Below are 18,235 nucleotides of genomic sequence, written 5' to 3' on the forward strand. Positions count from 1 at the left end.
TTATTCACTCCCAGGTTCTTCAATCAGGTTTTACAGAAAAATCAATGGCTAAACGGATCACTGCGATCTTGTCTTTTGCGATATTAATTATTTTTCTGCGTGTTTTGATTTTAATTTCAATTTCTACTTGTTCATCATCGTAGGACTTTAAATAACCTTCAAACTCTTTAGCATCTTCAACCGGTTCATAGGTTTTGATGTAGATAAATTTAGTAAGGGCTTTTTCAAAGTCTTTTTCTTTCTTCAATGGACGTTCAGCACCTGGAGATGAAACTTCCAAGAAATAGTTTTGTTCAATCGGATCTAATTGATCCAAAATTTCGCTCAACTTTTCGCTTACTAAAGCGCATTGGTCAATATCGATAGGTGCTTCTGGATTATCCACATATACTCGTAAAAACCAGTCGCGACCTTCTTTTAAAAATTCCACGTCTACAAGTTCCAATGCTAATTCACTGGTAATGGGTTGTACTATTTTCTCGATTTGTTCTGTAATTTTGCTCATATAAGCCTCCCGCCAATTTTATGCCAAACAAACAGAAAAGAGCGGGAGAACCCACTCTTCTGCGACAGAGCTATCAATAAATGTTACTACAATAATACCACAACCGGCACCGCGGTGCAACCGGCTAGAACAAGGATAGCTGATTCGCCTCAGGCATGCCTTCAAGGCAACCGTGATCATCCATGTATTCGATGATTGTTTTTGAAACACGACCACGTTGCTGCAAATCTTCTTTTGATAAAAACTCTCCATGCTCGCGTGCAGCAACGATTGATTTTGCCGCATTGGTCCCGAGTCCTGGAATGGCATTAAAAGGAGGAATCAGGCTATTTCCTTCAATAATAAATTCATCTGCAGAGGATTTATACAAATCGACTTTTTGGAAAGTATAGCCACGCTCCACCATTTCGAGTGTCAGTTCCATAACCGTTAATAAGTTTTTCTCTTTTGTCGAAGCCTCCAATCCTTTGGCATTAATTTCGCTAACTACAGTCCGAATCGCTTGTGATCCTTTGGCCATAGCATTGACATCGAAATCTTCCGCACGAACCGTAAAGTAAGCCGCGTAATAAAGAACCGGGAAATGTACTTTGAAATAAGCAATTCTTACCGCCATCAATACATAAGCAGCCGCATGGGCTTTCGGGAACATATACTTAATCTTTTTGCATGACTCGATGTACCAGTTCGGCACACCCTCTTTTTTCATCGCTTCCTCAAATTCAGGCGTTAACCCTTTCCCTTTTCGAACGGATTCCATAATTTTAAATGCTAGTGAAGACTCGAGTCCTTGATAAATCAAGTAAACCATAATGTCATCTCGACAACCAATTACATCTGACAGCTGACAAGTACCATTTTGAATCAATTCTTGCGCGTTACTTAACCAAACGTCTGTCCCGTGAGAAAGTCCTGAAATCTGAACCAGTTCCGAGAATGTATTTGGCTTTGTTTCTTCTAACATCTGGCGCACAAATCGCGTACCAAATTCAGGAATGCCAAGTGTCCCCGTTTTGCAACCAATTTGTTCTTTCGTTACACCGAGCGATTCTGGTCCAGCGAATATTTTCATCACTTCAGGATCATCGGTCGGGATGGTTTTCGGATCGATTCCTGATAAATCTTGTAGCATGCGAATAACTGTCGGGTCATCGTGACCAAGTATATCAAGCTTCAATAAATTATCGTGAATCGAATGGAAATCAAAATGCGTTGTTTTCCATTCAGAGTCTTGCGCATCTGCCGGAAACTGTATCGGCGAAAAATCATAGATGTCCATATAATCAGGTACGACAATAATTCCTCCTGGATGCTGTCCGGTACTTCGTTTAACGCCCGAACATCCTTGCACCAGACGATCGATTTCTGCTCCGCGCAACGTCATATCACGATCATTTGCATATCCCCGCACGTACCCATAGGCTGTTTTTTCCGCAACCGTACCGATCGTTCCTGCACGGAATACATTGTCTTCACCGAATAATTCCTTTGTATAGTTGTGGGCTTTTGATTGATATTCACCGCTAAAGTTCAGATCAATATCGGGAACTTTATCCCCTTTAAATCCTAAGAAGGTTTCAAACGGAATATCTTGACCTTCTTTTTGATATGGCACGTCGCAATCCGGACAATTTTTGTCTTTTAAGTCAAACCCAGAGCTTACCGAACCGTCATCAAAGAACTCTGATTTTTTGCATTTTCTACAAATGTAATGTGGCGGCAACGGATTTACTTCCGTAATCTCTGTTAATGTTGCGACGAGCGAAGAACCAACCGACCCACGAGAACCTACTAGATAGCCATCGTCCAATGACTTTTTAACAAGCTTATGTGAAATCAAGTAAATAACCGCAAATCCGTGACCGATAATGGACTTTAGTTCTTTTTCAATACGCGCCTCTACGATTTCTGGTAAAGGCAATCCATAAATCTGTTTTGCCATGTTGTAGCTCAACTCACGGATCTCTTCATCGGCTCCTTCAATCTTCGGTGTATACAATTCATCCTTAATGGGTTTCACAACATCAATCATGTCTGAAATTTTCAAGGAATTTGCTACAACTAGTTCGTGCGCTGTTTCACTTCCAAGAAATTCAAAAGCATCTAGCATTTCATTTGTCGTTCTAAAATGTACTTTTGGTAATTTGGTTCGATTCAGTGGATTGGCTCCACCTTGAGACCCAATCAACACTTGTCGGAAAATAGCATCTGTCTCGTCTAAATAATGGACATTGCCAGTAGCAACCAGAGGAATCTCTAATTTACGGCTGATTTTCACTAATTTCCGGATAATGTCTTCCAAGTTCCATTCATCACGGATCATTTCTCGTTCGATTAAATGCGAGTAAACCTCTTTTGGATGAACTTCCAAATAATCATAAAATTGCGCTGCTTTTTCAACTTCTTCCATTGATTTTTGCATGACCGCTTCAAATACTTCACCTTTATCACAACCTGAACCGACTAACAGCCCATTTCGATGTTTTTGCAATAGTGAACGCGGAATACGCGGCACTCGGTAGAAATAATCGATATGTGAAGCAGACACCAGCTTGAATAGGTTTTTTAATCCTTCTTGGTTTTGCGCAAGTAACGTACAGTGAGTTGGACGTGCACGTTTGTACGCATCCCCACTACCGACATAGTCATTGATTTGATCGTGATAAAGAATCCCTTTTTGATCTGCTTCTTTTAACAGATGCGTCAATAAATACGAAGTCGCTTCTGTATCATAGATGGCTCGGTGATGTTGTGTCAGCTCAATGCCAAATTTCTTAGCCAAGGTGTTTAACCGGTGACTTTTCAACTCTGGATGGAGCATGCGGGCCAGTTCTAACGTATCAATGGTGGCATGCTTTTTATCGATACCGTATTTTTTATAGCATACGTATAAAAAGCCCATATCGAATGAAGCATTATGGGCAACCATAATATGATCGCCTGCCCATTCATGGTATTTGCGAATCACTTCTTCCACTTCTGGTGCGTTCTTGACCATGTCGTCTGTAATGCCCGTCAACTCAATTGTCGTCGATGACAGCTCATGATGAGGGTTGGCAAAGCTTTCGAACTTATCAATAATTTGGCCGCCCTTAATTTTTACAGCAGCTAGTTCAATAATGGTGTCGTATACAGCAGACAACCCTGTTGTCTCTAAGTCAAATACCACAAACGTTTCTTCTTCTAATAACGCATGACGCTCTTCATAAGCAATCGGTACCCCGTCGTCTACTAAATTTGCTTCTAAACCAAATATTGCTTTAATGCCATGTTTTTTACTGGCAGCATAGGCATCCGGAAATGATTGCACTCCAGCATGATCGGTAATTGCGATTGCTGGATGTCCCCATTTAGCCGCTTGACTGACGAGTGAATCGACAGAAGACACAGCATCCATTTGACTCATCGGTGTATGCAAATGCAATTCGACACGCTTTTCTTCTGCTGTATCCCGGCGAAGTTCCGGTTTGATCTCAACCATATCTTGCGCCATCATGACTAAATCACGAACAAAAGTGTCCGTTTGGATCGAGCCGCGCGCTTTTAACCACATGCCTTTTTTCGCATTAGCCATGAGTTCAGCATCTTCTTTATCACGCGAGAACATCTTGATAAGAATTGAATCAGTATAATCCGTTATTTTAACTGTTAACAGCGAACGTCCACTTCGAAGTTCTCTCACTTCTGCATCAAAGACGTAACCTTCAACTGTCACTCGGCGCTCTTCATCAGTGATGGATTTAATCTCTACAATATTTTCATCTGGCTTGATAGCAGTACCCATCTGGAATGGTCCTGAAGGAGCTCCATTTTCTCTCTGGTTGGTTTCTCGTTTTTTCATATCTGATAGTGCTTTTCTAGCCATTTCTTCTTCTTCACGTAGACGCTCTGCCATAAATGCTTCGTGGGCAGCTTCCTGATTTTCGTCAGACAGTTGGAAATCGATCGCGACATGTGGAAATCCAAACTGACGGTATACTGCTGCTAGTTTTTCGCTGTATTTTGATTTTAACGCCATCATTTCATGTTGATGATTGCATTGTAATAATAGTTTATTGCCATTCCATACAGGTACTTGCGACAATAAGCGATCACGCAGTGGAGGTGCCATGTCTGCTAATTCTTCAACCGCGTATTTCCAGTAAGACAACACAAGATTCTCTTGTGCTGTTTCTTGCGTTGTTTCAATAGTTAATTGAACGGAAGCAATCGGAGAAAAGGTACTATAAAGTCGCTCTTTAACTAATAAGTACAAATCAATCGGCAGGATATTCTTCAATTTCACAAGAAATTTCCACGACCGCTCTTTTTTATGGACCGTCATCCGTGTCAATTCAGCCTCTTCAAAAAAAGGCATGTGCACATCGTCCGTTAAGTCGAGATGCTGAAGCAGCAAGTTGAATCGCATTTTGGAGTCTTGCTCGTTTGTCATAATGATCCCCTTCATGGTAGTGATTTGAGAAAAGCGAATTGTAAAAAATTGCTTTAGGCGGACGCTTTCCACTCTTCCTTTAAATGCTATGTGTATAGAAGTAACTAAAACCCTAAAAATATAGAAATTAATAAACAGGAAGGTAAGTGATTCTTTTCCTAATCAGGAAAGTAGCTATACCCGTTCATTAAGTTTTGATAGCTCATTTGAGACATCCCTGTAGATTCTGAAGCGGGCAGAAAAAGAAAGGAAAGTACAATGTGTACTTTCCTTTCATCATATCAGATTTCGTTATTATTTTTTAAAAAACTGCTGTATTTTCTCAAGTACTTCGTCACGCGTCCATTCAAATGTTTCACCTGTACGACGTATTTTAACTTCTAAAATGCCTTCTGCTGCTTTTTTACCAATGGTGATACGGATTGGTAAGCCGATCAAGTCTGCATCTGCAAATTTCACACCTGCTCGTTCTTTGCGGTCATCAAGTAATACTTCGTAACGGTTTTCTTTTAATAACGAATACAGTTCTTCGCCAAGTTCACGCTGCGTATCGTCTTTAACATTAACCGGTACTAAATGAACTTCATAAGGAGCAACAACATCTGGCCAGGTAAAACCATTTTCGTCTTGGAATTGTTCTGCAACTGCAGCCAATACACGAGATACACCAATTCCGTAACATCCCATAATGTAAGGCATCGCTTTGCCTTGATCGTTTAAGAACGTACCTTTTAACGGAATACTGTATGTTGTGCCCAATTTGAAAATGTGACCTACTTCAATGCCTTTAGCAAATTGAATTGTTCCTTGTCCGTCTGGAGAGGCATCTCCTTCTTGGATAAAGCGCAGGTCGTGGAAAGCAGGAACTGTAAAGTCTTTTCCTGGTGTTACATTTTTATAATGATAGCCGCTTTCGTTAGCTCCAGCAATTCCATTAACGATGTTTTCCACTGCGTGATCAGCAAACAAACGAATATCTTCAGGCAAATTGATAGGCCCTAACGAACCGATATCACAGCCTAATAATTGCTGTACCTCTTCTGGTGTAGCCATTTCGATAACAGTAGCACCGGTAGCATGTTTAACTTTAACATCGTTCACTTCATGATCGCCTCTTGCTAAAACGATAACCAATTCCTCATCCGCTTTAAAGACCATTGTTTTAATGCATTTATCAGCAGTAGTTCCAAAAAATTCTGCAACGTCTGTAATTGTATTCTTACCTGGCGTTGCAACTTTTTCCAACGTTTCAGGAGTTTCGTCTGAAACTGGATAATTTACGTTAACTGCAGCCATTTCGATATTCGCTGCATATGAAGAAGTGTCCGAATAAGCAATTGTATCTTCACCAATTTCCGACAACACCATAAACTCATGGTTGTCTTTTCCACCAATCGCACCTGAATCCGCAATAACTGCGCGGAAATTTAGTCCAAGACGTGTAAAGATATTCGTATATGCTTGCATCATTACGTCATACGTTTCATCTAAACTTTCAGTCGTCGCATGAAACGAATAAGCATCTTTCATTAAAAATTCACGACCACGTAACAAGCCAAAGCGAGGACGTTTCTCATCTCTAAATTTTGATTGAATTTGGAATAAGTTCAATGGCAATTTCTTGTAAGATTTAATTTCATCACGCAATAAGCTTGTGATCACTTCTTCATGCGTTGCGCCTAGGGCAAATTCGCGGTCGTTACGATCTTTCAAACGCATCAATTCGTCCCCGTAGGTATACCACCGGCCTGATTCTTGCCATAATTCGGCTTGCTGAAGTGCAGGCATGAAAATCTCGACGCTGTTCGCTGCTTCCATTTCTTCGCGAATTACCGTTTCAACTTTTTGAAGTACACGTTTACCGAGTGGCAAGAACGAATAAATACCACTCGTATTTTGTCGAATAAATCCGGCACGCAATAATAATTGATGCGATTTCACTTCTGCATCTGCTGGCGTTTCACGTAATGTCGGGATAAAAGTTGCTGTTTGTTTCATTCCAAAATACACCTCAACTGACTATAAAATTTTTAAAACGAAAAGCTTTGGACAGGCAACTATATGCCTGTCCAGTACTGCCCACTTGCTATTATTTAAAAGAAATACTTTTGAATGTCATTCCAAGTGACGACAATCATTAACAGCATGAGAAGCATAATTCCAACAAAATGGACCATTCCTTCTTTTTGCCGATCCACCGGTTTGCCCCGCACCGCTTCAAGAATAAAGAACATTAAACGTCCACCGTCAAGTGCTGGTAATGGCAGTAGATTCATGATGCCGAGATTAATGCTGAGCATACCTGCCCAACTCATCAAAGTAAAGAATCCGTATTTAGCTACTTCTTCAGTCGTTTTGTAAATGCCCACTGGACCAGAAAGTGCATCAATTGTAAACTGGCCCGTTACGAGCATACCAAGCAAACGGAAAATTTCTTTAAACCAAAAGATGGTTTGTTCTGCGCCGTAGGCAAAAGATCCAAAGAAATCTTTTTCTACCGGACTTTCGTAAAGTACACCGATTACACCGATTTCTTCAGCGGATTGACCTGAAATTTCAGGTGTAATGGTAAAGTCTAACAGCTCACCGTCTCGTTCAACACTAAAAGCAAGCGGATTCCCCGCATTCGTCTGAACCGATTCAACTAGTTCATCCCAAGTGCCAATTTGTTTTCCTTCAATTTCAGTTACCAAGTCACCATTTTGCATTCCAGCTTCTGCCGCTGGACTTGCTTCCGTTACTTCGGTAATAACAGGTTCAAAAGTTGGGACACCCTGCATCATGCCAATTGCTGTAAAAATAAGAAATGCCAAAATGAAATTGAAAAGCGGTCCTGCAAAAATTGTCATGAATCGTTTGCCCACTGATTTCGAATCAAATTGTCGGTCGTAAGGGGCCAAAATGGTTTCTCTGCCATTTTCCTCAACAACCGCGTCACGCGCAACTTCAATGCGTATTAGCTTTTCATCTTCATCATAGCCTTTGATCCACAGTTCTTTTTCAAGGTCTGCTTCTTCTACTTCAAGAAATAAAATTTCAGGGTAAACATGCTTCTGATTCATGATGATTTTTTTAGCTTGGCCTTCTTTGTTTAAAAGAACACCAATACGATGACCTGCTTGAAGATGGATTGTGTCCATATCTTCGCCTGCCATACGTACATAGCCACCAATTGGTAACAAACGCAACGTATAAAGCGTTTCTCCTTTAGTAATACCCAAAATTTTCGGGCCCATACCAATCGCAAATTCACGGACTAAAATACCGGCTCGCTTTGCAAAAAGGAAATGACCAAATTCATGAAAAAATACTAAAGCACCGAAAATTATTATAAACGAGATAACTGTCTCCATTTTAAACCCATCCTTATAAATTTATTCGGTTTTGATCTTTAGTCATTTTAGCATGTTTTTTACAGATTTTCTTGTTTCAGCATCTACGTGCAGAATGGTTTCAAGATCTGGATTGCTTAAAACTTCATGGTGATCCATTGCACGTTCAATCATTTCTTCAATTTGCAAGAACTTGATTTTTTCGTCAAGAAACAGAGCGACAGCCTGTTCATTTGCTGCATTTAAAACAGTAGTCATCGTACCGCCTGCATTTCCAGCATCAAAGGCTAACTGCAAAGCATGAAAACGTTTATAGTCCATCTTTTTAAAATTCAATTGACTAATTTCAGCTAAATCCAATCGTTTTGCTGTCGGTCGTGGAAGTCGATTAGGATAGGACAATGCATACTGAATTGGCACTCTCATATCAGGAGTTCCAAGTTGTGCGATTACGCTCGTATCTTGAAATTCGACCATCGAATGAATAATACTTTCTCGGTGAAGCACCACATCTATATCGGCATATGCAAAACCAAATAGCACATGAGCTTCAATGACTTCCAAACCTTTATTAACCATAGTCGCCGAATCAATGGTGATTTTTGATCCCATTGACCAATTCGGATGATTCAAGGCATCCTGTACCGTAACATTTTTTAGCTGGTCACGAGTCAAATCGCGAAAGCTACCGCCAGAAGCGGTCAAAATCAACCGACTAGCTTGATCTTTTTTCTCTCCATTGAGCGCTTGGAACAATGCGGAATGTTCACTGTCGACCGGAAGGATCACTGCCCCAAACTGTTTGGCACTATTCATAACTAAATGGCCTGCTGTAACGAGCGTTTCTTTGTTAGCGATTGCAATGGTACGCCCCAGCTTAATCGCTTCTAACGTCGGCTCAAGGCCCACACTGCCAAGAACTGCATTAACTAAGATGTCAGCATCCCAAACAGCAATTTCGATTAATCCTTTCGCACCTGAAACGAATGCCGTCGCTGGGAATTCTGCTGTCAGTGTTTTAGCATCTTCCGCTTGCTGAATACAGACAATTTCCGGATTGAATTCAACGATCAATTTACGCGTAACATCCATGTTTTTTCCGGCAGAAAATCCAATCAACGAAAATTCATGCGGATGTTCTCGGATGATATCAGCTGTTTGTACACCGATTGAACCGGTAGCTCCCAATAAAACAATTTTCTTAACCATTCAGCAAGTTCCTCTCTTAGATAAAATGTAAAAAATGAAGCAAAGGCATAACAAATAAAATACTATCAAAACGATCCAATATTCCGCCGTGCCCTGGCAAAATCGAACCTGAATCTTTTACATTGAAATGGCGTTTTAGCGCAGATTCTACCAAATCACCCATTTGTCCGAAAATCGAAGCGATAATTGTGACGATGACAATCAGGATGATTGAGTGATTTAACGGAATAAAGTAGTTAAATATCAATGCAATCCCAATTGCCCAAACAATACCCCCTACAAATCCTTCAATCGTTTTGTTCGGTGAAATTTCTGGCCAGAGTTTCCGCTTTCCAATTTTGCGCCCTGTAAAATATGCACCTGAATCGGTAAACCAGACTACCAATAATGCAAAAATTAAGTAACTCAAGCTTGCTTCGCGTGTTTCGATAAAATAGAAGAAGCCGATTCCTACATATAAAGTTCCTAAAACAGCAAAAGCGGCATCATCGAAAGTAAAACTATTTTTCACGACAACTGTATGTATTAATAGAAGAATAACGGCTAAAAAGGCAAATTCGACTTTTTCATAACCTGTCCATTCAAATACTTGGTCTGCCCAACGATCAGGGAGCATAAACGCATAAAGTGCTAGCAAAGAAATAAGACCGGGAATACTCCGTAGACTCCGGCCTTTCATTTTCAAAAGTTCCTGCAACGCTACTGTCCCTAGCAAATAAACCAGCAGGACAAACGGAACGCCTCCATAAATAACAAAAGGAATGAAAAGAGCTGCCGCAATGACACCTGTTATAATCCGTTGTTTCATTTCACTTCGTCTCCTTTCAACCCTCCGTAACGCCGATTGCGTTTTTGGTAATTCCCAATTGCTTCCAACAAGGAATCTTCATTAAAATCGGGCCACAAGGTTTCCGTGAACCAAAACTCAGTATAGGCCAATTGCCAAAGCATAAAATTACTTAAACGGACTTCGCCACTTGTGCGGATTAATAAATCCGGTTCTGGCAACCCTTTTGTCATCAACCCCCCAGAAATAAGATCTTCGCTTATATCATTGATATCTAAAGTCCCAGCAGCTACTTGCGCTGCGATATCTTTTACAGCATCCACAATCTCTGCACGGCTGCCATAGTTTAAAGCGAAGTTTAAGACCAGTCCGGTATTATCTTTTGTAGCTTCTTTCGCTTTCTCAATTGCCCGTAATGTGTGCCCTGGCAAATTATGACGATAACCCATCATTTCTACTCGCACATTTTCTTCAATCAGTTCCGGTAGAAAAGTTGTTAAAAACTCTTCAGGTAACCGCATCAAGAAATCCACTTCAATTTTTGGTCGCTTCCAATTCTCAGTAGAAAATGCGTATAAAGTTAACACATCCACACCCAGTTCGTTGGCAAGCTTAGTCACTTTGCGAACAGTCTTCATCCCTTCGTGATGACCTGCAACTCTGGGCAGTGCACGTTTTTTTGCCCAGCGTCCATTACCATCCATGATAATTGCAATATGAGCCGGAACCTTTTCAGTTGAAATCAAAACTGAGCGATCTCCGGTTCCCAAAGACTGATCAGTATTTCGTTTTAATAGTTTATTGAACATATTTAATCCTCCACCTAGTACAAATCGGCATGTCTATTGCTTATCATATCAAAAAAAACAGCATTGTGCGCTTCTTTAAAGAGACAGCACCTATTTTTTGCATGAAAAAGCGTCCTGTTTAACAGGACGCTCGACATGAAATGAAGTTCGATTTAAACTTCCATAATCTCTTTTTCTTTACCTTTAACCATTTCATCAATTTTCGTAATGTTATCGTCCGTTAGCTTTTGGACGTCGTCAGAATAACCACGCAAGTCATCAACTGTGATTTCACTTTTCTTTTCCAGTTTTTTGAACTCGTCATTCGCATCTCGACGAATATTACGAATTCCAACTTTTGCTTCTTCCGCTTCTTTTTTCACTTGTTTCACAAGATCTTTGCGGCGTTCTTCTGTCAGTGCAGGTACGGCTAAACGAATTACCGAACCATCGTTTGATGGGCTCAGCCCTAAGTCAGACTTAAGGATTGCTTTTTCGATATCACCAAGAACTGATTTGTCATACGGCTGAATCATGATCAACCGTGCTTCAGGAATCGAAATTCCTGCCACTTGGTTGACTGGAGTCGGAGAACCATAGTAGTCAATTGTTAACTTATCAAGAATTGATGGAGTTGCACGCCCCGCACGGATAGAGGCCAAATCACGCGAAAAAGCTTGAATTGCATTAGTCATTTTAGATGTAGTTTCATTCATTACTGATTTCGGCATTAGATTGTTCTCCTCACTACTGTCCCGATTTTCTCTCCGAGTACAGCTCTTTTTATATTTCCATTTTCCATAATTGAGAATACTACGAGTGGAATATCATTGTCCATACATAGTGTTGAAGCTGTTGAATCCATCACTTGCAAGCCTTGTTGAATCACATCGAAATAAGAAAGTTCTTCATATTTTACTGCTGTAGAATCCGTCTTCGGATCAGCTGAATACACGCCATCAACATTGTTTTTCGCCATTAAAATGACATCGGCTTCAATTTCTGCCGCACGTAATGCTGCTGTTGTATCAGTTGAGAAGTATGGATTTCCTGTACCTGCCGCAAAAATGACAACTCGTTTTTTCTCTAAATGACGGATGGCTCTTCTGCGGATATAAGGTTCAGCTACTTGGCGCATTTCAATAGATGACAGGACACGCGTTTCTACATCTTGCTTTTCTAATGAATCCTGTAACGCCAATGAGTTCATTACGGTTGCCAGCATGCCCATATAATCGGCTGTGGCACGGTCCATTCCCATTTCAGAACCAACTTTGCCTCTCCAAATATTGCCGCCGCCTACTACTACTGCGACTTCCACTCCGAGTTCCACCACTTCTTTTACTTGGCTTGCGACTGATTTGATGATTTCAGGGGACAATCCGAACCCCTGTCCACCTGCCATTGCTTCACCACTTAGTTTTAATACAATGCGTTTATATTGCTGAACACTCATCGGTACCCTCCGTTACACTTTTATTGAAAAATAGGGAACACATTCTTGTGTTCCCCAAGATAAAACATATGATAAAAAATCTTATTTTTTGTTAACTTGGCTCATAACTTCATCAGCAAAGTTGTCTTCACGTTTTTCGATGCCTTCTCCAACTTCGTAACGGATGAATTCTTTAATCGATCCACCAGTAGAAGTAGCGAAATCACGAACTTTTTGATCAGAGTTTTTAACAAATGCTTGGTCAAGCAAGCAAATGTCTTCGAAATATTTACCAAGGCGGCCTTCAACCATTTTCGCAACGATTTTTTCTGGTTTGCCTTCGTTTAACGCTTGCTCAGTCAACACTTTACGTTCGTGTTCTACTTCGTCAGCAGAAACTTCGTCACGTGAGATGTATTTAGGGTTTAATGCAGCAATGTGCATAGCGATGTCGCGTGCAGCATCTGAATCTGTAGAGTTTTCAAGAACTACAAGTACTGAAATTCGTCCACCCATGTGAAGGTATGGTCCGAAAGCATCTGCATCTGTTTTTGTACGAATTTCAAAACGACGCAATGTGATTTTTTCACCAATTTTAGCGATTGCGTTTGAAATGTGGTCTGCAACTGATAAACCATTAGACATAGTTGATGAATTTGCTTCTTCAACAGTAGCTGGTTTGGTTGTAATCAGGTGCTCGCCCAATTCTTTTACTAAGGTTTGGAAACCGTCGTTTTTCGCAACAAAGTCAGTTTCAGCGTTTACTTCGAAGATAATTGCTTCGTTTTCTTGAACAAGAATTGAAGTGATTCCTTCTGCTGCAATACGGTCTGCTTTTTTAGATGCGCTTGAAAGACCTTTTTCACGCAAGAAATCTAAAGCTGCTTCCATATCTCCGTTTGTTTCGACTAATGCTTTTTTGCAATCCATCATACCTGCGCCTGTTTTTTCGCGCAATTCTTTTACCATTTGTGCTGTAACTGCCATGATTAATTTCCTCCTTTATGATATGTTGCTATTTTCTCAAAAAAAGGTGATAAGAGGGGTTGGCCGCTTATCACCTGTGTAATCGTGAATTACTCAGCAGATTCAGCTTGAGTTTCTTCATCTTCTTCCGGTTTTGATTCAAGCAAAGCATCCGCCATTTTACCAGTTAGTAATTTAACTGCGCGAATTGCATCGTCGTTTGCAGGAATAACATAATCGATTTCATCCGGGTCACAGTTAGTATCTACGATACCAACGATTGGAATGTTCAATTTCATTGCTTCTGCAACAGCGATACGTTCTTTACGTGGATCAACTACGAACATTACGTCCGGTAGAGCTTTCATATCACGGATACCGCCTAAGAATTTAACAAGACGTTCGTGTTGTTTTTTCAACTGAACAACTTCTTTTTTCGGTAGAACTTCAAAAGTTCCATCTTCTTCCATGCGCTCGATTTGTTTCAAACGGTTCACACGTTTTTGGATTGTACCGAAGTTAGTAAGTGTTCCACCCAACCAGCGTTGGTTGATGTAGTAGTTACCAGAGCGTTCTGCTTCTTCTTTAATTGCGTCTTGTGCTTGTTTTTTCGTACCAACGAAAAGCACTTTCCCGCCTTCTTCGCCAACTTGTTTCATGAAGCTATAAGCTTCTTCCAGTTTGCGAACTGTTTTTTGTAGATCGATGATGTAGATACCGTTACGCTCCACGAAAATATATTTTTTCATTTTCGGGTTCCAACGACGAGTCTGGTGACCGAAGTGAACACCAGCTTCTAACAATTGTTTCATTGAGATTACTGCCATGATTTGTTTCCTCCTGATAGGTTATTTTTTCCCTCCGCATTTTTCTTCTCTGAACCGTTACCCAAGTTGGGCACCTACGACTCAAATCGAAATGCGTGTGTATTTAACACCATTTGAAATTATATCACGCTAACGCTTTAAAGCGCAACACTTTTATCTTAAATAAGGTTAAATAGACAGAAGAAAAGATGTCAGGATAAATTCCTGACATCTTAAAATTCGTTTAGTTCATTTTTAATTGTTCTAGTTCTGCAAGGAATTTTGCGTTCAATACTTTGATGTATGTCCCTTTCATTCCTAGAGAACGTGATTCGATAACACCAGCACTTTCAAGTTTGCGAAGTGCGTTAACGATTACTGAACGTGTAATTCCTACGCGGTCAGCGATTTTAGAAGCAACTAACAATCCTTCGTTGCCATCAAGTTCTTCAAAGATATGCTCGATAGCTTCAAGTTCACTGTAAGAAAGTGAAGAAATCGCCATTTGTACAACTGCTTTGCTGCGTGCTTCTTCTTCGATACGGTCACCTTTTTCGCGAAGGATTTCCATCCCTACTACAGTAGCGCCATATTCACCAAGAATTAAATCGTCGTCATGGAATTCTGCATCCACACGTCCAAGAAGCAAAGTTCCAAGACGTTCGCCGCCACCATTAATTGGCACGATCGTTGTTAAACCATTTTTAAACAATTCGCGTTCTTCTACAGGGAAGATTGTGTGCTCACTGTTAACATCCAAGTTTTCAGTCGTTTCAGTGATGTTTGAAAGCTTTTGTGTATACTCAACTGGGAATTGACGATCCTCAAGCATACCTTTCATACGATCATTCTCGATCTGTTGGTTAATTGCATAGCCTAATACTTTACCTTTACGGCTAACTACGAATGCGTTGCATTCGATTACTTCGCTTAAAGTCTCAGCCATATCTTTAAAGTTTACTTTTTTCCCGCCTGCTGCTTCCAGCATTGAGTTAATTCGTCTTGTTTTCCCTAATAAATTCATTTAAATGAACCTCCTACATAAATTCTTGCTCTGTTTATTCAATATTCTAAAGGTTTTTACTCTTTATTGAAACTATTTCGCCTTGTTTTACAGAATAAATTGTGACAAGTCTTTGTTTTTCGCCACATTCTCGAGTTTTTCGTTCACATATTGAGGGGTAATGTCAATTTGTGCCGGTGAAATCTCGGAAGCTTCGAAAGACAAATCTTCCAACAGACGCTCGAGTATGGTATGCAGTCTGCGTGCGCCGATGTTATCTGTGTCCTGATTTACTTCATATGCAATTTCTGCAAGTCTGACTATTGAGGCATCATTAAATTGTACCACAACTCCCTCTGTTTCGAGAAGAGCTTTATACTGATTTATTAAAGAATGTTTTGGTTCCGTTAAAATTTTAACAAAATCTCCCACTTCTAGCTTCTGTAATTCAACACGAATCGGAAAACGCCCCTGTAATTCAGGAATCAAATCAGACGGTTTAGACATATGGAAAGCTCCAGCAGCAACGAATAACATATAATCCGTTTTAACCGCACCATATTTTGTGGACACAGTAGAGCCTTCAACGATTGGCAAAATATCACGCTGCACACCTTCTCGTGACACATCTACAGATGAAGAACCATTCTTGCTAGCAATCTTGTCCATTTCATCAATGAAGATGATGCCATGCTGTTCTGCACGCTCAATTGCTTCTGATGCCACTTCTTCATCATCTACCAATTTTGCCGCCTCTTCAGTTGTTAAAATACGACGAGCTTCTTTTACCTGCAAACGACGTTTTTTCTTTTTCTTTGGCATAAGGGAAGAAAATGCATCTTGCATACTCGCACCCATTTGCTCCATGCCCGAACCTTGCAATGCATCAAACATAGAATTTGAATTTTCAACTACTTCTACGGTTATCCACTCATCTTCTAACTTACCTGCTTTTAAGTCCGCAGCGATTTCTCTTCTTTTCACACGAACTTCAACTTCTGCAGTCGGTTCTTCTTCTTCTTCTTGTTCAAGCTTCTGACCAAATAGCATTTCTAACGGATTTTGGTTTGCTTGTTTTTTACGCATCGAGGGAGCTAACAATTTTACAATTCGTTCATTAGCCGCCGACTCTGCTTGAAATTGAACTGCTTCAAACTTTTCCTCTTTGACAATACGAACAGCTGCCTCGACCAAGTCACGAACCATCGACTCGACATCCCGACCCACATAGCCAACTTCTGTAAACTTGGTTGCTTCGACTTTGATAAATGGTGCCCCGGTCAATTTAGCAATTCTGCGAGCAATTTCTGTTTTTCCGACGCCTGTAGGTCCGATCATTAAAATGTTTTTCGGAATAACTTCTCCACGCATTTCTTCGTCCAAACGGCTTCTTCTGTAGCGATTACGCAAAGCGATTGCTATGGAACGCTTTGCGTCTTTTTGACCAACGATATAACGATCTAAGTGGTCAGTAATTTGTCTTGGCGTTAAATCTGATTGATTTTTCATTCGGACAATTCCTCCACAACAATTTGATGATTTGTATAAACACAAATATCTGCGGCTGTTTCTAAAGCCGATTTCGCAATTTCTGCAGCTGTAAAATGATCACCTGCATATTTCTTTAACGCCCGCCCTGCTGCTAGTGCGTAGTTGCCGCCCGAACCGATTGCTAAAATTCCATCGTCAGGTTCAATTACTTCTCCAGTACCTGAAACGAGCAACAATTCATCTTTGTTCATAATGATGAGCATTGCTTCTAATTGACGAAGCATTTTGTCTCCGCGCCATTGTTTTGCTAATTCGACAGCTGCTCGTTGCAAGTTGCCGTTGTACTCAGTCAGTTTTCCTTCGAACATTTCGAAGAGAGTAAAAGCGTCTGCGACTGACCCTGCAAATCCAGTCAGAACTTGTCCGTTATAAAGTTTCCGTACCTTTCTGGCTGTGTGCTTCATGACAACAGCATTACCAAATGTTACTTGACCGTCGCCTGACATGGCGCATTGGCCATTGTGGCGAACAGCGAATATCGTAGTTGCATGGAATTCTTGCATTGTGAAATTCTCCTCTCTAAGCTCGCGGGTGTGAATTTAAATACGTATTGCGCAAATGTTCTTTCGTCACATGCGTATAAACTTGTGTAGAACTCAAGTGGGAATGCCCAAGCAGTTCTTGGACGGTCCGAATGTCGGCTCCGTTGTTTATTAAGTGAGTTGCAAAACTGTGGCGAATCATGTGCGGATAGATTGAAGAATTGACAGAAGCCTTTTTCATGCACTCGCTCAAAATGTGGCGAACTCCACGATCGGTTACTGCCTCTCCCCGGCTATTTACAAATAAGTAATCGTGTTTTTGATTCTTCATCAGTTTAGGACGCACATCTTCCATATAATGTTCCAACGCGTCTTGTGCGAATTGCCCATAAGGGATGTAACGTTCTTTTCTGCCTTTGCCCATCACCTTGACAATCTGTATGGCTTGGTCTAAATCACCTAAGCGAATAGAGACGCACTCGCTGACTCGCATTCCTGTCGCGTACAACAATTCTAAGAGCGCGGTATTGCGTACTGATAATTTGTCTTCACCTAGAACGGACTTAAAAAGCTGCGCAAGCTCTTCTTCATAAAAAAATTGTGGGAGACGTTCTTCTTTTTTTGGATGGTAGAGAGATCTAAATGCAGCTTCATCTAGTCCAAACTCACGATTGCCGTAACGGAAAAATGATCGAATCGCAGAAATTTTCCTAGAAACCGTCGTTCTAGACAACTTGGCATCATATAGCTTTGTCATATAGTTTCGGGCATGTATATACTCAACTTCTCTAATGTTAGGTACGCCTTCAGCATTCAAAAACAGAAAAAAATCCGCCAAATCATGTTCATAATGGTGGACAGTGTGTTCTGAATAATTTTTCTCTAATTGAATATAGGTCATAAAGGATTCAAGCATCTTTTCTTTCTCCATATGTGCTC

At 40.6% G+C, this 18,235-nt stretch carries 15 protein-coding genes; all 15 read right to left on the reverse strand.

The features are described 5' to 3' along the window. Positions 1 to 19: 19 nt before the first annotated feature. The 15 genes from rimP to xerC all read right to left on the reverse strand — a co-directional run bounded on the left by rimP (position 20) and on the right by xerC (position 18,227). A complete protein-coding gene (gene rimP / locus FQ085_RS00995; RefSeq protein ID WP_058384951.1) occupies positions 20 to 505 on the reverse strand; it encodes a ribosome maturation factor RimP in 486 nt (161 codons plus the stop codon). A 124-nt stretch (positions 506 to 629) separates the two neighbouring features. Then, positions 630 to 4,937 carry a PolC-type DNA polymerase III gene (locus tag FQ085_RS01000; RefSeq protein WP_058384950.1) on the reverse strand — a complete coding sequence of 1,436 codons (4,308 nt, stop codon included), beginning with the start codon at positions 4,935 to 4,937 and terminating at the stop codon, positions 630 to 632. A gap of 294 nt (positions 4,938 to 5,231) precedes the next feature. Beyond that, complete coding sequence (locus FQ085_RS01005; RefSeq protein ID WP_058384949.1) at positions 5,232 to 6,935, reverse strand: proline--tRNA ligase; 1,704 nt, start codon at positions 6,933 to 6,935, stop codon at positions 5,232 to 5,234. Between the two features lie 95 nt (positions 6,936 to 7,030). After that, positions 7,031 to 8,290, reverse strand: coding sequence for an RIP metalloprotease RseP (rseP, locus tag FQ085_RS01010; RefSeq protein ID WP_149455731.1), 1,260 nt, complete (start codon positions 8,288 to 8,290; stop codon positions 7,031 to 7,033). A 42-nt stretch (positions 8,291 to 8,332) separates the two neighbouring features. Then, entirely contained in the window at positions 8,333 to 9,478 is a 1,146-nt protein-coding gene (gene dxr, locus FQ085_RS01015) for a 1-deoxy-D-xylulose-5-phosphate reductoisomerase (protein ID WP_058384947.1), read from the reverse strand. A gap of 16 nt (positions 9,479 to 9,494) precedes the next feature. Continuing rightward, a complete protein-coding gene (locus FQ085_RS01020; RefSeq protein ID WP_058384946.1) occupies positions 9,495 to 10,286 on the reverse strand; it encodes a phosphatidate cytidylyltransferase in 792 nt (263 codons plus the stop codon). After that, on the reverse strand, positions 10,283 to 11,074 hold the full coding sequence (uppS, locus tag FQ085_RS01025; RefSeq protein ID WP_149455732.1) for an undecaprenyl pyrophosphate synthase: 792 nt from the start codon (positions 11,072 to 11,074) through the stop codon (positions 10,283 to 10,285). Before uppS ends, FQ085_RS01020 begins: the two co-directional genes overlap by 4 nt. A gap of 152 nt (positions 11,075 to 11,226) precedes the next feature. Then, on the reverse strand, positions 11,227 to 11,784 hold the full coding sequence (gene frr, locus FQ085_RS01030) for a ribosome recycling factor (RefSeq protein ID WP_058384944.1): 558 nt from the start codon (positions 11,782 to 11,784) through the stop codon (positions 11,227 to 11,229). Continuing rightward, the gene (gene pyrH / locus FQ085_RS01035; protein WP_058384943.1) at positions 11,784 to 12,509 is read right to left on the reverse strand and encodes a UMP kinase; all 726 of its coding nucleotides are present in this window, start codon (positions 12,507 to 12,509) and stop codon (positions 11,784 to 11,786) included. Before pyrH ends, frr begins: the two co-directional genes overlap by 1 nt. A gap of 81 nt (positions 12,510 to 12,590) precedes the next feature. Then, on the reverse strand, positions 12,591 to 13,475 hold the full coding sequence (tsf, locus tag FQ085_RS01040) for a translation elongation factor Ts (protein WP_058384942.1): 885 nt from the start codon (positions 13,473 to 13,475) through the stop codon (positions 12,591 to 12,593). Between the two features lie 89 nt (positions 13,476 to 13,564). Next, the gene (gene rpsB, locus FQ085_RS01045) at positions 13,565 to 14,281 is read right to left on the reverse strand and encodes a 30S ribosomal protein S2 (RefSeq protein WP_038704256.1); all 717 of its coding nucleotides are present in this window, start codon (positions 14,279 to 14,281) and stop codon (positions 13,565 to 13,567) included. Positions 14,282 to 14,504: 223 nt separating this feature from the next. Beyond that, on the reverse strand, positions 14,505 to 15,284 hold the full coding sequence (gene codY, locus FQ085_RS01050; protein WP_058384941.1) for a GTP-sensing pleiotropic transcriptional regulator CodY: 780 nt from the start codon (positions 15,282 to 15,284) through the stop codon (positions 14,505 to 14,507). A gap of 87 nt (positions 15,285 to 15,371) precedes the next feature. Further along, a complete protein-coding gene (gene hslU / locus FQ085_RS01055; protein ID WP_058384940.1) occupies positions 15,372 to 16,772 on the reverse strand; it encodes an ATP-dependent protease ATPase subunit HslU in 1,401 nt (466 codons plus the stop codon). Beyond that, complete coding sequence (gene hslV, locus FQ085_RS01060; protein WP_058384939.1) at positions 16,769 to 17,317, reverse strand: ATP-dependent protease subunit HslV; 549 nt, start codon at positions 17,315 to 17,317, stop codon at positions 16,769 to 16,771. Before hslV ends, hslU begins: the two co-directional genes overlap by 4 nt. Positions 17,318 to 17,333: 16 nt before the next feature. Further along, a complete protein-coding gene (gene xerC / locus FQ085_RS01065) occupies positions 17,334 to 18,227 on the reverse strand; it encodes a tyrosine recombinase XerC (RefSeq protein WP_149455733.1) in 894 nt (297 codons plus the stop codon). Positions 18,228 to 18,235: the final 8 nt, after the last annotated feature.

The organism is Planococcus sp. ANT_H30 (assembly GCF_008369335.1).
Lineage (GTDB): Bacteria > Bacillota > Bacilli > Bacillales_A > Planococcaceae > Planococcus > Planococcus kocurii.

Excerpts from the sequence above, each read along its gene's own strand:
- rimP (WP_058384951.1), bottom strand. The coding sequence starts at position 505 with ATGAGCAAAATTACAGAACAAATCGAGAAAATAGTACAACCCATTACC.
- FQ085_RS01000 (WP_058384950.1), bottom strand. The coding sequence starts at position 4,937 with ATGACAAACGAGCAAGACTCCAAAATGCGATTCAACTTGCTGCTTCAG.
- FQ085_RS01005 (WP_058384949.1), bottom strand. The coding sequence starts at position 6,935 with ATGAAACAAACAGCAACTTTTATCCCGACATTACGTGAAACGCCAGCA.
- rseP (WP_149455731.1), bottom strand. The coding sequence starts at position 8,290 with ATGGAGACAGTTATCTCGTTTATAATAATTTTCGGTGCTTTAGTATTT.
- dxr (WP_058384947.1), bottom strand. The coding sequence starts at position 9,478 with ATGGTTAAGAAAATTGTTTTATTGGGAGCTACCGGTTCAATCGGTGTA.
- FQ085_RS01020 (WP_058384946.1), bottom strand. The coding sequence starts at position 10,286 with ATGAAACAACGGATTATAACAGGTGTCATTGCGGCAGCTCTTTTCATT.
- uppS (WP_149455732.1), bottom strand. The coding sequence starts at position 11,074 with ATGTTCAATAAACTATTAAAACGAAATACTGATCAGTCTTTGGGAACC.
- frr (WP_058384944.1), bottom strand. The coding sequence starts at position 11,784 with ATGCCGAAATCAGTAATGAATGAAACTACATCTAAAATGACTAATGCA.
- pyrH (WP_058384943.1), bottom strand. The coding sequence starts at position 12,509 with ATGAGTGTTCAGCAATATAAACGCATTGTATTAAAACTAAGTGGTGAA.
- tsf (WP_058384942.1), bottom strand. The coding sequence starts at position 13,475 with ATGGCAGTTACAGCACAAATGGTAAAAGAATTGCGCGAAAAAACAGGC.
- rpsB (WP_038704256.1), bottom strand. The coding sequence starts at position 14,281 with ATGGCAGTAATCTCAATGAAACAATTGTTAGAAGCTGGTGTTCACTTC.
- codY (WP_058384941.1), bottom strand. The coding sequence starts at position 15,284 with ATGAATTTATTAGGGAAAACAAGACGAATTAACTCAATGCTGGAAGCA.
- hslU (WP_058384940.1), bottom strand. The coding sequence starts at position 16,772 with ATGAAAAATCAATCAGATTTAACGCCAAGACAAATTACTGACCACTTA.
- hslV (WP_058384939.1), bottom strand. The coding sequence starts at position 17,317 with ATGCAAGAATTCCATGCAACTACGATATTCGCTGTTCGCCACAATGGC.
- xerC (WP_149455733.1), bottom strand. The coding sequence starts at position 18,227 with ATGGAGAAAGAAAAGATGCTTGAATCCTTTATGACCTATATTCAATTA.